Genomic DNA, 11,888 nt, shown 5'->3' with positions numbered 1-11,888 from the left:
CGTCCGGCTTTGTGCCAGTTTGTCCCGGCTTTGTGCCGGGACGTCCCTACTTTTTGAACATCTTAGATTTTGACTCTTCCACCTCATGCGAACGCATGCGTTTTTGAAACTGGCGTTGTTCCCAATCTGGTCCCAAAAACTTCAAAAATCCAAAGACCGCTAGGAAGTGCATACAAACCGCGAAAGCCCACGGCGCAATGGCGAATATCACCCACCATATGCCTGGACTGATAAAGTAGTTGAGCAACACAAGCAGGGGTGAAACCACAATGAAGACAACTGCGTGTTTGTACAATTCCTTCAATCGCTTCACATAATCTATTGCTTCAGATTCGTAATAGGTCTTGGAGTCGGGTGCAGGATTGGTGTCGGTGTTCATTGCCATCTTTTGTTCCTCAATCAATTCAGCGACATTGGTTTCAAAAACGGCCGCAAGGCATTTAAGGGACTCAAGGTTTGCCGGTTTCCCAGCCTCAATTCTCTGGACAGTACGTGCGCTCAGGCCCGTAAATTCAGCCAGTTGTTCCTGCGTCCAACCTCTCTCAAGGCGTCTATCAATAATGCTCATCTTGGCTCCTATTTGTCGCCCAAACTGACTAGGTCGATGGGCCGGTTTGCACCACGTCATGGCCCCGACACGCACACGACAGACGACGACTAATCGCGTTTCTTTTCGCCTTTTATTCGGTGCGCCAGTTTTGACCAAAGACCTTGATAAATCCAGACAGGGAGTAAACCCAACAGTTTCATGGGCCAAATTAGACGTTTGGGAAAGGCAATCAAAAACCGCCGTGGTTTGCCAAGGCCGCGCCAAATGCGCGTAGTGGCTTCATCAACAGACATCAAAAATGGCATGGGAAATGTATTGCCTTGCGTCAGTTCTGTTTCAACGAAACCGGGCAAAATCAGCTGCACATCTATGTTGTGGGCCGCCAACTCGATTTTCATCAACTCCGCATAATAGTGCAATGCCGATTTCACCACGCCATACGAACGAGTACCGGGCAAGGCACGAAATCCAACTGGCGATCCGACCAAGGCGATATGCCCCGCCTTACGCGCCTTCATATGCTCAAGCACCGGTTCCAACGCAGCTGTTGCCCCTAACAGGCCAACAGCCATGCCATTTGCCATACTGAGATGGGCTGATTGGTCTGTGCTGGAGCGGACGGCGCAAAACACCACCAAATCCAATCGCTCAAATGTCGCAAGCACATCTGTGGCGCATTTTTGGGCGGCATTGGGATCAGCCACATCAAGTGGGAAAGGGGTCAGATCGGTATGCTGCTCAGCTAATTCATCTAACCGCTCAGCACGTCTTGCCGAAATGGCAACCCGATAGCCTTCGTTGGCCAAACGAACAGCAAGTGATGCGCCCAAACCAGAGCTCGCGCCAATGATCCACGCTGTTGGTTTTGCGCTCTTTTCCATTATTCTTTCACAAGCGTTGTGGCCCGCGGTTTGTAGTTCGTGCCCAGATATAATTCGTATTTCAAAAGCGGAAAACCAAACTGTTGAACCTCAAATTCGCCCACCTTTTCAAGTGAAGCAAATCGACTTTCCATTTCTTCTAAATGGCCAAATTCATCCTGCAAAATGAGCGCTGTTCCGCCCGCGATTTTGTTGCGATCCTCCCAAATATCAAATTGAGAGGGCCGCACCTCAATCGCAGTAATATCTGTTCGTTGCATGGCAAAAGACAGCTGCGAAGCAGATTGAAAACGCGTAGCGGCCAAAAAGGTTGGCTGATGCTCTTGCTCTGCTTCAGCAACAAACTCGGCAATACCCGACCAACCATAAACCGTTCCCGCTTCAATATCGCGCTGCCCCATCAAATTGGCGATTGGCACAACAGTGTAGTTAAAGCACACCAATGTCGCGACAATAACACCAAACCAAATGTGCGAAATTGCCAACCACTTGCGCATTGCTAGAACGGGCAGCATCACAAGCATCAAAATGTAGGAAAGGTCGCTCCAATACCAAAGGGTGAACGAAAACAAAGAGATGAACATGAAAGTGCTAGTCGACATGACTGTGACAAGGCGCGCAATCCAAATGCCCATGCCAATGAAATTGTCTTCAGTTTTGGTTCTGAACAGTCGAACAAAAGGCGGAATTAGGAACGGGCCGAAAAGCAACAATGTCACCAAAACAAAGTTGAAAAAGCTGTCCGGGTTGAACTGTGAAAGCCAGTGGGAATCATGTCGGCCATTTAGGTGAAATCCGAAAGAAGCAAAGTCGCGATTTAGATTCCAAATTAGAGTTGGCGCTTGCATTGCAGCGCTCAGACCACCCGCAATATAAATATGTGGCCGCAACAGCAAATCGCGCAACTTGGGGTGCGCCAACACCAGAATTGCAACCGCTAGCCCCATGAAAACGGCGCTATATTTGGTCAGCCCCGCCAATCCCAAGAACAATGCACCCAAATAAAGATGATGCAATTGTCCTGTACGATCCTTGGCTTCGTCACCCAAATAGCAGGTAAAAAAATACATGGCGGCGAGTGCAACAAAAATCAGCAAATGATCGTGATAGACAAGCGTTGACCAAACAAAAAGCGTTGGCGAAGCCGCAACCATGAGGGTGATGAACAAAAACACTGTTTTGCGCTGTTCTGGCAGGATGCGCTTAGCGTATAGCCACAAGAACCAAACTGAGCCAATGCTCGTTAGAACCGAGGCAATGCGCAACCCAAAGAGTGATGTGCCAAAAATGGCATCAGTCGCACCAAGCATCCAACCCGCAAGCCCCGGATGATCGAAATAGGATAGCGAGATATTTTGGCCCCAAAGCCAATAGTAAGCCTCGTCACCTAGTGGCTGCATAGAAAAACTGGCCAACAGTTTTAGAGCTGCAAAATAGATCAGCACTGCGACCATAAAGCGGTGCGACAGGCCCGCGCTCGGCGCAATTCTTGTCAGCGCACTCTGTTTTTCCAACTTTGCCATATTCGCCTCAACACAACGCCACGTTGGTGCTGTTCTATAAGGCGTTTTGAACCATAGAGCTAGTGCACTCTAGCGCTCGATTGTGCCGGTGCTGCGTATCTTTTTTTGTAACAACAACACAGCATACATCAGCGCTTCGGCAGTTGGTGGGCAGCCGGGAACGTAAATGTCGACAGGTATAATCCGATCGCACCCCCGCACGACGGAGTATGAATAATGGTAATAACCACCACCATTGGCACATGAACCCATTGAAATCACATAGCGCGGTTCCGGCATTTGGTCGTATATTTTTCGTAAAGCAGGTGCCATCTTGTTGGTCACGGTGCCCGCCACAATCATCAAGTCCGCCTGGCGAGGTGTGCCCGGAAATGCCATGCCCAGCCGTTCAAAGTCATAGCGGGGCGTAAGGAATTGCATCATTTCGACGGCGCAACACGCCAACCCAAAGCTGAGGAGATGAAGAGAGCCCGTTCGCGCCCAATTGATCAAGGCGGCGGAACTGGTGACCAAATGTCCTTTGTCCGCCAAGTGATCCGAAAAGTCTTGCAAGGGCGCTTGATATTGGTTTTTTGGCGACGCAAAATCAGGTGAAAGTAAACGCTGGTCAGTCATGTCGGTATCCCTTTAAATGATAACCGCACATTCAATATTTCAGCCAATTCAGTATAGAATAGATACGACATGAATGATGTGAGCATGATTTCAGAACAAGAAATTCCGCAAGAAATCCGTTCGAGAGCGCGTGCTGCGCTGTTGTTGCCAAGGCAAGAGTTAGCGTCTTGCATGCCCATTGGAATTGTGCGCGATACGAGAGGCGCAAACCTGATTGCTGGGAATCGTTACAACAATTTTTCAACATCGCCATACTGTGCACTTTCGTGGATCATCGAAGGCACTTGCCGGATGGCCGACAACCCAAATGAGAAAGATCCGCGGCTATGGCCGGCTTTTCCCAAATTTGCTGTTAGTGGGCCAACCACAGCGCCCACCCTGTCGTGGAACGACGGCGACGTTTATGCGATTACTGTTGGGTTCTTGCCCGACGCGTGGTTTGCGCTCACTGGCGTATCCGTAAAGGACATTGTGGACAAAAACATTGACGCCACCGAGCTGCTTTCAAGTGAGTTTCAGTGCTGCTTTGATTTGTTCGGTGCAAATAAGGACGCCACGCAGGAGTTCTTGAAGCTTCAGGATATACTTGAGCCCATTTGGGCGCAAAGGCGACCCAGCCATGCGATTTTGCCCAATGGACTTGTGGATTGGGCAAACCGGAGCCTATCTCAACTGGCCACAAAGGGCGTTGGTCGCAGCACGCGACAATTGCAACGGCGCATAAAACAATGGACAGGTTTGACACAACGAGAATTGGCCGCCCACGGACGCGGCGAAGAACTGTACAAGAACTACTTGGAAAAACGTGGGCAAGACGATTTTAGCATTTCGCAAATTGCGTTCGAAAACGGGTACGCAGACCAATCGCACCTTGGGCGCGACGTAAAGCGCATTACGGGATTATCACCTAAGCAGCTTGATGATTTGTTCGATCATGAAGAGAGGTTTTGGTTCTATCGCTTGCTGCGTGACTATTATTGATCGCCATCGGAGATAAAGCCTTCACCCAAATAGAACTCAAACTTATTTATATCAACGCCATGAGCAGTGTACACAAACGTCTCAATTTTGCTGAAGCGTTCAAACCGAGCAGCGGTTCCTTCTAAATTACCAAACTGATCATGTAAAATGACAGCGTCGGCGCCGGGCGCGATGGCTTTGCGTTCCACAAAGCTAAAATGTGAGGGGCGCGGGTCAAGATCATAGATGTCTGTTCTATCAAGTGTGTGCGCCAATTGGGCAGCGGTTGGATAGCCGGTTGTAGCAAGGTAAATTGGGCCATGTTTACGTTCAAGCTGAACCGCAAGTTCGCCAGCTTCGGGCCAGCCATAAACGCGTGCTACCTCAGAGCTTTGTCCACCAAGCAGTAGCTCAACTGGGGCGTAGCTATAGTTTACGGTCGCATAGACAACGAAAGTTAGCCCAAGAACGATGTGTACGCCATATAGCCACATATTCTTCAACAAAATGGGTAAAAACGGTAGCATCAAGGCGTAGGCAATTGCGCCCCAGTACCAATGTACCGCACCTCGGGTCGACAGGGCCGTAAAAGTCACAAACGTAAATGCAATCATGAGGCGTGCGATCCAGATGGTCATGTTGCCAAATTGATCAAGGTCGCGTTGCCTGAAAAAGATCGCGACGAGTGGAATCATCAAAACCGGACCAAAATAGATAAATGTGGACGCCAAATAACGAATAAAGGTGTCGGCTTTGAAGGAAGTGAACAGCGGTCGGTCATACCGGTCCACCAAATGCAATTCAAACGAAGCAAAATCGTGCTGGATGTTCCACAGCAATACCGGGGTAAGCATCAGCACACAAAGCAAACCTGCAACAAATATGTGCGGGCGCAACAACAGTGTACGCAGGCGAGGATGGGCAATGACTAGCGCGGCAATGCTGACGCCCAAGAATGCCGCATTGTATTTTGATAAGGCGGCAAGGCCCAAAAGCAAAGCGCCAGCATAAAGCGGCTTTGTTGACGTTCGTTCATCTGTTGAATAGGCGCTAAAATAGTCGGCGAACGCATATGTGGCCGCCAACGACAAAAAGATGAGCAGATGGTCGTTATAAACGATCGACGTCCAAGCAAACAAAGTTGGAGACGCCAAAAAGCCAATTGTTGTAAGTAAGAATGCTCTCTCAGGCGCTTTAGGGAAAAGTCGACACGCAAACAGCCAATAGACGTAAAGCGTGCCAGCGAACGTTAGAAACGTCGGCAAACGCATCGCAAATACATTGTTGTCAAAAAAAATGCTCGTGAGACCAATGAGCCATGCGTTTAACGGCGGGTGATCAAAATAGGAGAGGGCGAGATTTTCGCCCCAAACCCAGTAATAGGCTTCGTCCGCCGCAACGATCGTTATCAGTGCAAAAATGATTTTGGCAGCGATAAAAACAAGCGCGACAAGCACAAGCGGCAACAGGCGCTTTTGCACAATCGTTTGAACAAGCCGTTCCATTGCCGTTTATCCTTATCCGCTGCCAAGATAGTTGGACATTGGTTACAGGTTTTATTGGTAGCAATCTATACGGTCGTATAAATTCGCGCACAAAAAAACCGGCCATAAAGGCCGGTTTCTTGTTTCGCAAAACTCTTAAAGAGTTGGTGCGCCCTACGGGACTAGACGCTATTTTCATTGAATGAAAGAAAACTCTTGTTTTACAGAGGCTTATTCAGGAAATTTGAAGAAATTTTGTTCTTCTATTTTGATAAAAGTGCATCAAAAAGTGCATCAAAACGACATTCTACAAATGAAACCGGTCTTCTTTATCGTTCCGTCTGGCCATCTGCAACGCTCTATCTCGCGACGTTGCAGAGTTGCGAGCCTTCTCTATCTCCCGTTCCAACCGCTCAAAAATCGGCAGATAGCAATCTCCATGCGCGGCAATTAAGTCTGCGCATGCGTGCAACGATTCTTCGAGTTGATGGATGGAGATGCGGCTCATTACAGCAATTGCCCTTGCGTATCGCTTTCGGCCCAACCGGATTTCAGAAGGGCGGCTTTGGCTGCAGCCATGGTAAAACGTGCCTCAACGAAGCCATTAACCGCTTGCTCAATTGGATGCTCATGGCCAAGTTTTTCCAAAAGGGCGACCGCTTGCTGGTAGTCATCAAAGAACCGAAACCGTGACGAATGCTTGTTGTAGAAAGTGCGCTTTTCATCCTCCACATAGATGCGGCGGTTGGTTATCTTCGTAACGCGATAGAGCTTTGGAATATCTGCAGTTCCATCCAGATTATAGTTCTCCCCGACAATCACGATGAACGTGTTCTTGCGTGAAACTTTGTAGCGTGGGAAGCGGACAACATTTGCGGTGATCGGCGCGTCAGTCACTTGCTTTCTCCATTGGTGTTGGGAGTGGCGGGGCCAACTTCGTCGTTTGGCACTTTTTCAAGCTCAACATTTGCGCGAAGTTCTTTGCCCCACGGCCGTTCTGTGTCTACGCACCATGAAACAAACGCCACTTTCCACTGCTCTTGATTGATGTTGATATATTCACCTTGGCGGGGCACAACATAGCCTCGAAGCGCATCGATCATTCCCCCGCCTCGGTTGTAAAACTCGATACGGGTTGCTGGTGTTCCACCCATCTCACTTCACCTCGTTTGGAAGGTCTATAAGGCGGTAGGCGAGGATGCGCATATATAGCGGGTAGCTACTTGCGTAGTGTTCACCATTCAGCTTCCAATCGTTTCCTAGATCGGACCAGTAACAATCTTGGAACCGTCTCCTCAATCCGCTTTCCATTTCGACCCAAAAGTCATATTTAGTTCCATCCCGTTTGGCTTGGTCTACATCGAACTCCCACCCGTTCTCAGCCTTGCCAGCGTTGTAGGCGGATTGAACGTCCTGTGCAGTGTATAGAGCCTCGCGTTTTCCGCTCGACAATGTAGCTTCATCACTTGCTAAGATAGGATTGGTGAAAAGTATCCACCCATCTGCGAAGTCTTTAACCCGCCATGCGACAGCCAACGGGGGTTTATTCCCACCAAGGTCTAATTTGAAGTCTGGTTCAGTCATTAATCCCACTCTCATCATCAAACATTCCATTCTCAACATCGGCCCAATAATCTTTGCAATAGCTGCAATATTTCTCGCCATCGATAGCGAGTTCTCGGCACGTGGAGCATTGGCCAATATCATCTTGTTCGACTTCTAAAGTTGCCTCCTGGATAGGGATTTTGCTCATGTAAACTCCTGCTGTGTTGGAGGTGTTTGTTTCAACTTCGCGGAAATAGCTTCCGGTCTACTATCCAGCAAACCAATTGCCCATTGAGCGTGCGCTTCGTACCAGGTGTCGTCGAAGTACACCTTCCCTTCGACTTTTGAACGGTCAGCCGCATGTGAAATCAGGTCGATGTTGTGTGGAGGGATTGCGATCAACCTAATTGAGTTTGCCGAGTGATGGAGAGTTTTGGACTGGTCAAGGAATTGGTCGTAGCTTCTCTCGAACCATCGCAGCTGAGCTACCTTCGGGAAGACAACACAATCGTCCGGCCGAAGGATATTCATTAGGTTGGTCGAGCGGCCGCTTCTTGAGGCCAATAACGAATACGTCTCGAGCTGAGCCTTCAATCCACTGACCATAAACTCATGGCGTTTCTTGGTAATATCAGTCATATTCCCATTGCCTTTTCTGTTGCGATCCTCTTGCACTTGGCCCAGACCTTTTGACTTTCGCGTATCGCGGTTGCTTCGTCTTCTGCCTTGTTCACGGCGTTTTGTTTTCTCGTGTTTAATGCCTTCAACTTCGGCGGCACTGGTTTCCAGTGCACCGCGCAAACCCACTCAGGATGATCCTTTTTGGTGGTGCGGTCGCAGAAGGGTATGCAGCACTTAGTCATTGATTTCGGCCACCCCCGGGAACTCATGGAAGACTCCCCCATCAAGAAGCTTTCCAGCCTTCTTTTTACCGACCTTGGCAGCGATATAGCCGTCGCCCCAATCATGTACATGGGTTGGAGAATGAGGTGGCTCACCAAGCACCATGCCGCTTTTGGGACCGTTCGACGGGTCAAGCAACATTGTGTGTTGCGAAATCGAGTAGTGACCGGGAACCCATTCGCCCCATTGCTTAAAGAAGAATGCCACACCAGCTTCTGCGCATTGGTCGCGCAACGAGCGGTGCCAGTCGGGATGGGTAGGGCGCGCGCCTGGTCCGCTTTCGCCGCCAGAGATTACCCAGTCAATGCCCGGATCAATCCAATGCCCGCACGCTTGTTCATCACCATGTTCTCCATAGGCTTTGCCCGAAAACGCATCAAAGAAAACCGGGAACTCGCCATACTCATCTGACGACAGTCCAGCAATCTCGGTCAGTGACAATTCGCTCTGCAGCGGTTCGCACGAGAGAAAATGGATAGCAGCGTTGACGCGCAATAGGTGTGGTATACGACGCTCTGCCTCAGTCTGGTTCTCAACAGTCGTTCCAAGCCAAACATTTGGATAGCCCGTTCCCCAATCTGCTGGCAGATACTTCGCGATGTTCTGCGGGCGTTTGGTCAGCAAAAGGAAATCGAGGTTTGTGCATGACTTGATCAATTCCCACATTTCAGCACGCCATTCCGGCAAAATTGATTTGTGGTTGTCAAAAACGTCTGCAAGTGAGGCGACAAATACGCGTTCGCGTTTGCCAGTGCCTTCAATCGTTTTGTTCCACTTGATTGGAGATCCCCACGTTTTGGTGCGTTGACGATCTGCGTGCGGACCCCAAACAGGTCGTCCGGCCCGCTTTGCCCAGCCTTCTGCATAACAGTTATCGCAAGCGGCTGAGACTTTGGTACAGCCAACCCAAGGGTTCCAAGAATGGTCGCACCATTCAATTTTGGTGTTCTCAGCCATTAATTCATCCTCGACTTGCGCTTAGAGGTGATTTCCGTTTCAAATTCCCGCTTGAAATCGGCCAAGGCGAACGAATGGTCGAGGCCTTTGTTCTCATCAAAGAGCTCGTTTACCGACGATAGAACGTCGGCAGTGGTGATGCCGGTGGCTTTGCCCGAAGCCTTGTCGCGTGCAAAAGCCCTGCGCTTTGCACGGCCGGGGACTGATGCGGCCATCGCGCCCGAGACAATGTGTTCAAGCATGAAATTTTTCCCGCCAAAATCTGCGGCTTTCCCATCGGCACCAAGTCCAATTGCGTGGGCTTCTGCAATCACCTTGTGCGGGTCTTGAAACGCTTCGAGAGCAGCGAACACCAAGTCCTCTGTTGGTTCGGCAGCCAGCACATCTTTGAAGTTTTTGCGCAGAATGATTTCAAGTGCTTCGACAGTTGGGCGCTTCACAACAATTTTAAAATCGCAGCGCCCATCGCGTAGTACAGCTTGATCAATAACCTCTGGGCGATTGGTGGCCAGCAATACAAATGCACCACTTTCCTGCATGCCATCCATTTCAGCGAGGAAGGTCGCTACCTGCGACTCCTCCCACGGTGCGAGCCGTCGCACACGGCCCGTACGATCCGGCAATAGCACCTCCGCTTCGTCCATAAACACGAGCAAAGGCACATCGTGAAATCTCTTATACTCTCGGGCATAAGTGAAAATGGCTTTGATGCGGCCTTCAGTTTCCCCAACATACATTGACTGCAGTTCGGAGCCGGAAATTGAGATAAACTCTTGGCTATCGCCGTAAAGCTCTTTCATTTGAGAAGCGGCAGCACGCGCGAACATTGTTTTACCACAACCTGGCGGTCCTGATAGCAATGCTCCCTTTGGCATGGACATGCCATATGCCTCGTACAGATCCTTGTGCTCCACAGGAGCGGTGATTGCATCTTTAAGCAAGGCAAGGGCTTCGTCGTTGCCAACTATGTCATCAAAGGACTGGGTTGGCGCTTCTACAATGTAAGCTTCGACTTCTTTGCGTGCTTCTTTGTAGCTGGTTGGTGGGCTATCATTAATTTTGGTTGAAGCTGAAAGTGTGTCGGTTAAGGCCAAAAACAATCTTCGTTGCAGTTCCTCTTCAACTCGTCTACCAGCATACGATCCGGCAAAACTTGGCGCGCGCCGTTGGCCCCCACCGGTGCCAATCGCAGCACTTTCTGGATTGCAAACTGGGCAGTTCTTATCGGCACACCCACGAAGACGATGTTGTTCCCTTTCTGACATTTCCTGTGGTCGAGTTATTTTGTTTTGACCTTGGTAAGACGGGTCGAATGGGCTGCCAAATCGATCATTTTTAGACATTCTGAATTTCCTTCCTAGCCTCATCACGAGCAACATTGAGCTCGCGGAGTTTGTCTTCATTGCCTCCACTTTCCCTAGCCAACTCACGGTATTCTTCACTTAGTCGCTTTTCTGAAATCGTGGCCACGTCACTAAAGCCAAACACTTGCCGCCAACTGCGCTTGGTTGTGGGGGAGGGCAGCGCCTGCAGGCCACTGAGGGATGCTCTAAGCAATGCAAGCGTTCCATGCCGCAATTCTGTGCGACGGGCCTCTAGGACGTGGTGAATGGCCTGCAAATTGTCCTCGACCTTTTGGTAGCGGTCGACCGCAATGCAAAGGCGTAGGTTATCCCACTCAAACCATACGGCCACACCAGCGTCTTTAGGGCGTTGTTCGCCAAGGCTTGAGTTTGAAGAGATCACGATTGAACTTACGGACTTGCCGCTATCGTTCGAGAAGTCTTTCAGGGACTTTTTGACGTTGCCTAGTGCACCAGCAAGTGACGTGCGAAACTTCGACGTTGTGGGCGACCTGTGGCGCGGCAGGTTTTCTGGCCATGCCAGTGGATAAGGGACCGTCATTCGCCCCCCCTCATTCTGTGTCTGATTGCGCCAAAGAAAATCCCAATACAAAACAGACAAGAGCCAACCCACCAAGCAGGAAATATTGGCTGCCAAGTGATTGCCCAATAGATGAACGCGAGGATTGGTCCAAAAGTTAGCAACAATGCCATGCCCCTAAAAACCGTTGTGATGAAGTTATCGGGCTTTAGTTTTTCAGCCATCATTCATCCCCCAACAGATCAATCTCCATTTCATGGATTGACTGCTTTAGAAGACGGAGCCGCACGCGGTTGTCTTTGCGTTTGCCGTGAAGGTTGGCTTGCTCGCTTTGCAACGCCTCAACTTCGCGCCCGATTTGAGCTAGGCGAGTTGAATAATCAATCTCGACGCTTTCAAGCGCGATGACATCAAACTTCTTTTCCTCGACATCTTGGTCGATCGACCGTGAGGCAATTTCACGTCCGCGCGCAATTCTTGCTTCCACCGGGATGTCCGTGTGCTCAGATTTGAAAAGATTACTTCCCATCGTGTACGTCCTTTAAATGCTGTTTCATGCCCTTCTGGCCCTTGGTTTTGTGGCCGC

At 49.8% G+C, this 11,888-nt stretch carries 14 protein-coding genes and 1 pseudogene; 1 reads left to right on the top strand and 14 read right to left on the bottom strand.

Annotation, left to right across the window (positions count from 1 at the left end; translation table 11 throughout):
• Positions 1 to 46: 46 nt before the first annotated feature.
• The 4 genes and pseudogenes from O4H47_RS00390 to O4H47_RS00375 form a co-directional block, all read right to left on the bottom strand.
• On the bottom strand, positions 47 to 568 hold the full coding sequence (locus O4H47_RS00390) for a helix-turn-helix domain-containing protein (RefSeq protein WP_269391948.1): 522 nt from the start codon (positions 566 to 568) through the stop codon (positions 47 to 49).
• Positions 569 to 657: 89 nt separating this feature from the next.
• The gene (locus tag O4H47_RS00385; RefSeq protein WP_269391947.1) at positions 658 to 1,431 is read right to left on the bottom strand and encodes an SDR family NAD(P)-dependent oxidoreductase; all 774 of its coding nucleotides are present in this window, start codon (positions 1,429 to 1,431) and stop codon (positions 658 to 660) included.
• Complete coding sequence (locus O4H47_RS00380) at positions 1,431 to 2,954, bottom strand: ArnT family glycosyltransferase (protein WP_269391946.1); 1,524 nt, start codon at positions 2,952 to 2,954, stop codon at positions 1,431 to 1,433. Before O4H47_RS00380 ends, O4H47_RS00385 begins: the two co-directional genes overlap by 1 nt.
• Positions 2,955 to 3,023: 69 nt before the next feature.
• A pseudogene (locus O4H47_RS00375) lies at positions 3,024 to 3,488 on the bottom strand (NuoB/complex I 20 kDa subunit family protein); the annotation flags it as partial.
• A gap of 150 nt (positions 3,489 to 3,638) precedes the next feature.
• Between O4H47_RS00375 and O4H47_RS00370 the strand changes: the two are divergent.
• Positions 3,639 to 4,550 (top strand): helix-turn-helix domain-containing protein, encoded by a 912-nt coding sequence (locus tag O4H47_RS00370; protein WP_269391945.1) that lies wholly within the window; start codon positions 3,639 to 3,641, stop codon positions 4,548 to 4,550.
• Here the strand turns inward: O4H47_RS00370 and O4H47_RS00365 are convergent.
• The 10 genes from O4H47_RS00365 to O4H47_RS00320 form a co-directional block, all read right to left on the bottom strand.
• A complete protein-coding gene (locus tag O4H47_RS00365) occupies positions 4,544 to 6,034 on the bottom strand; it encodes an ArnT family glycosyltransferase (protein WP_269391944.1) in 1,491 nt (496 codons plus the stop codon). The two genes, O4H47_RS00370 and O4H47_RS00365, sit on opposite strands and share 7 nt — an antisense overlap.
• 486 nt (positions 6,035 to 6,520) lie before the next feature.
• A complete protein-coding gene (locus O4H47_RS00360; protein WP_269391943.1) occupies positions 6,521 to 6,910 on the bottom strand; it encodes a hypothetical protein in 390 nt (129 codons plus the stop codon).
• Positions 6,907 to 7,167, bottom strand: a complete 261-nt coding sequence (locus O4H47_RS00355) for a hypothetical protein (protein WP_269391942.1) — start codon at positions 7,165 to 7,167, stop codon at positions 6,907 to 6,909. Before O4H47_RS00355 ends, O4H47_RS00360 begins: the two co-directional genes overlap by 4 nt.
• A gap of 1 nt (position 7,168) precedes the next feature.
• Positions 7,169 to 7,597 (bottom strand): hypothetical protein, encoded by a 429-nt coding sequence (locus O4H47_RS00350; protein WP_269391941.1) that lies wholly within the window; start codon positions 7,595 to 7,597, stop codon positions 7,169 to 7,171.
• Positions 7,590 to 7,766, bottom strand: a complete 177-nt coding sequence (locus O4H47_RS00345; RefSeq protein WP_269391940.1) for a hypothetical protein — start codon at positions 7,764 to 7,766, stop codon at positions 7,590 to 7,592. Before O4H47_RS00345 ends, O4H47_RS00350 begins: the two co-directional genes overlap by 8 nt.
• Positions 7,763 to 8,365, bottom strand: coding sequence for a hypothetical protein (locus O4H47_RS00340; protein WP_269391939.1), 603 nt, complete (start codon positions 8,363 to 8,365; stop codon positions 7,763 to 7,765). Before O4H47_RS00340 ends, O4H47_RS00345 begins: the two co-directional genes overlap by 4 nt.
• 48 nt (positions 8,366 to 8,413) lie before the next feature.
• Positions 8,414 to 9,418, bottom strand: coding sequence for a DUF5131 family protein (locus tag O4H47_RS00335; protein WP_269391938.1), 1,005 nt, complete (start codon positions 9,416 to 9,418; stop codon positions 8,414 to 8,416).
• Complete coding sequence (locus tag O4H47_RS00330; protein WP_269391937.1) at positions 9,418 to 10,761, bottom strand: AAA family ATPase; 1,344 nt, start codon at positions 10,759 to 10,761, stop codon at positions 9,418 to 9,420. The genes O4H47_RS00335 and O4H47_RS00330 overlap by 1 nt, the downstream gene beginning before the upstream one ends.
• Positions 10,754 to 11,323 carry a J domain-containing protein gene (locus tag O4H47_RS00325; protein ID WP_269391936.1) on the bottom strand — a complete coding sequence of 190 codons (570 nt, stop codon included), beginning with the start codon at positions 11,321 to 11,323 and terminating at the stop codon, positions 10,754 to 10,756. The genes O4H47_RS00330 and O4H47_RS00325 overlap by 8 nt, the downstream gene beginning before the upstream one ends.
• Positions 11,324 to 11,525: 202 nt before the next feature.
• Positions 11,526 to 11,831, bottom strand: coding sequence for a hypothetical protein (locus O4H47_RS00320; protein ID WP_269391935.1), 306 nt, complete (start codon positions 11,829 to 11,831; stop codon positions 11,526 to 11,528).
• Positions 11,832 to 11,888: the final 57 nt, after the last annotated feature.

The sequence above is a fragment of the Maritalea porphyrae genome (assembly GCF_027213965.1).
Lineage (GTDB): Bacteria > Pseudomonadota > Alphaproteobacteria > Rhizobiales > Devosiaceae > Maritalea > Maritalea porphyrae_A.
Note: the sequence above shows the minus strand (reverse complement) of the source record. Positions and strands in the feature narration are given on the sequence as shown.

Coding starts and splice junctions, on each gene's coding strand:
- O4H47_RS00355 (WP_269391942.1), bottom strand. CDS start 7,167: ATGGGTGGAACACCAGCAACCCGTATCGAGTTTTACAACCGAGGCGGG.
- O4H47_RS00325 (WP_269391936.1), bottom strand. CDS start 11,323: ATGACGGTCCCTTATCCACTGGCATGGCCAGAAAACCTGCCGCGCCAC.
- O4H47_RS00350 (WP_269391941.1), bottom strand. CDS start 7,597: ATGACTGAACCAGACTTCAAATTAGACCTTGGTGGGAATAAACCCCCG.
- O4H47_RS00330 (WP_269391937.1), bottom strand. CDS start 10,761: ATGTCTAAAAATGATCGATTTGGCAGCCCATTCGACCCGTCTTACCAA.
- O4H47_RS00370 (WP_269391945.1), top strand. CDS start 3,639: ATGAATGATGTGAGCATGATTTCAGAACAAGAAATTCCGCAAGAAATC.
- O4H47_RS00335 (WP_269391938.1), bottom strand. CDS start 9,418: ATGGCTGAGAACACCAAAATTGAATGGTGCGACCATTCTTGGAACCCT.
- O4H47_RS00320 (WP_269391935.1), bottom strand. CDS start 11,831: ATGGGAAGTAATCTTTTCAAATCTGAGCACACGGACATCCCGGTGGAA.
- O4H47_RS00390 (WP_269391948.1), bottom strand. CDS start 568: ATGAGCATTATTGATAGACGCCTTGAGAGAGGTTGGACGCAGGAACAA.
- O4H47_RS00345 (WP_269391940.1), bottom strand. CDS start 7,766: ATGAGCAAAATCCCTATCCAGGAGGCAACTTTAGAAGTCGAACAAGAT.
- O4H47_RS00365 (WP_269391944.1), bottom strand. CDS start 6,034: ATGGAACGGCTTGTTCAAACGATTGTGCAAAAGCGCCTGTTGCCGCTT.
- O4H47_RS00380 (WP_269391946.1), bottom strand. CDS start 2,954: ATGGCAAAGTTGGAAAAACAGAGTGCGCTGACAAGAATTGCGCCGAGC.
- O4H47_RS00385 (WP_269391947.1), bottom strand. CDS start 1,431: ATGGAAAAGAGCGCAAAACCAACAGCGTGGATCATTGGCGCGAGCTCT.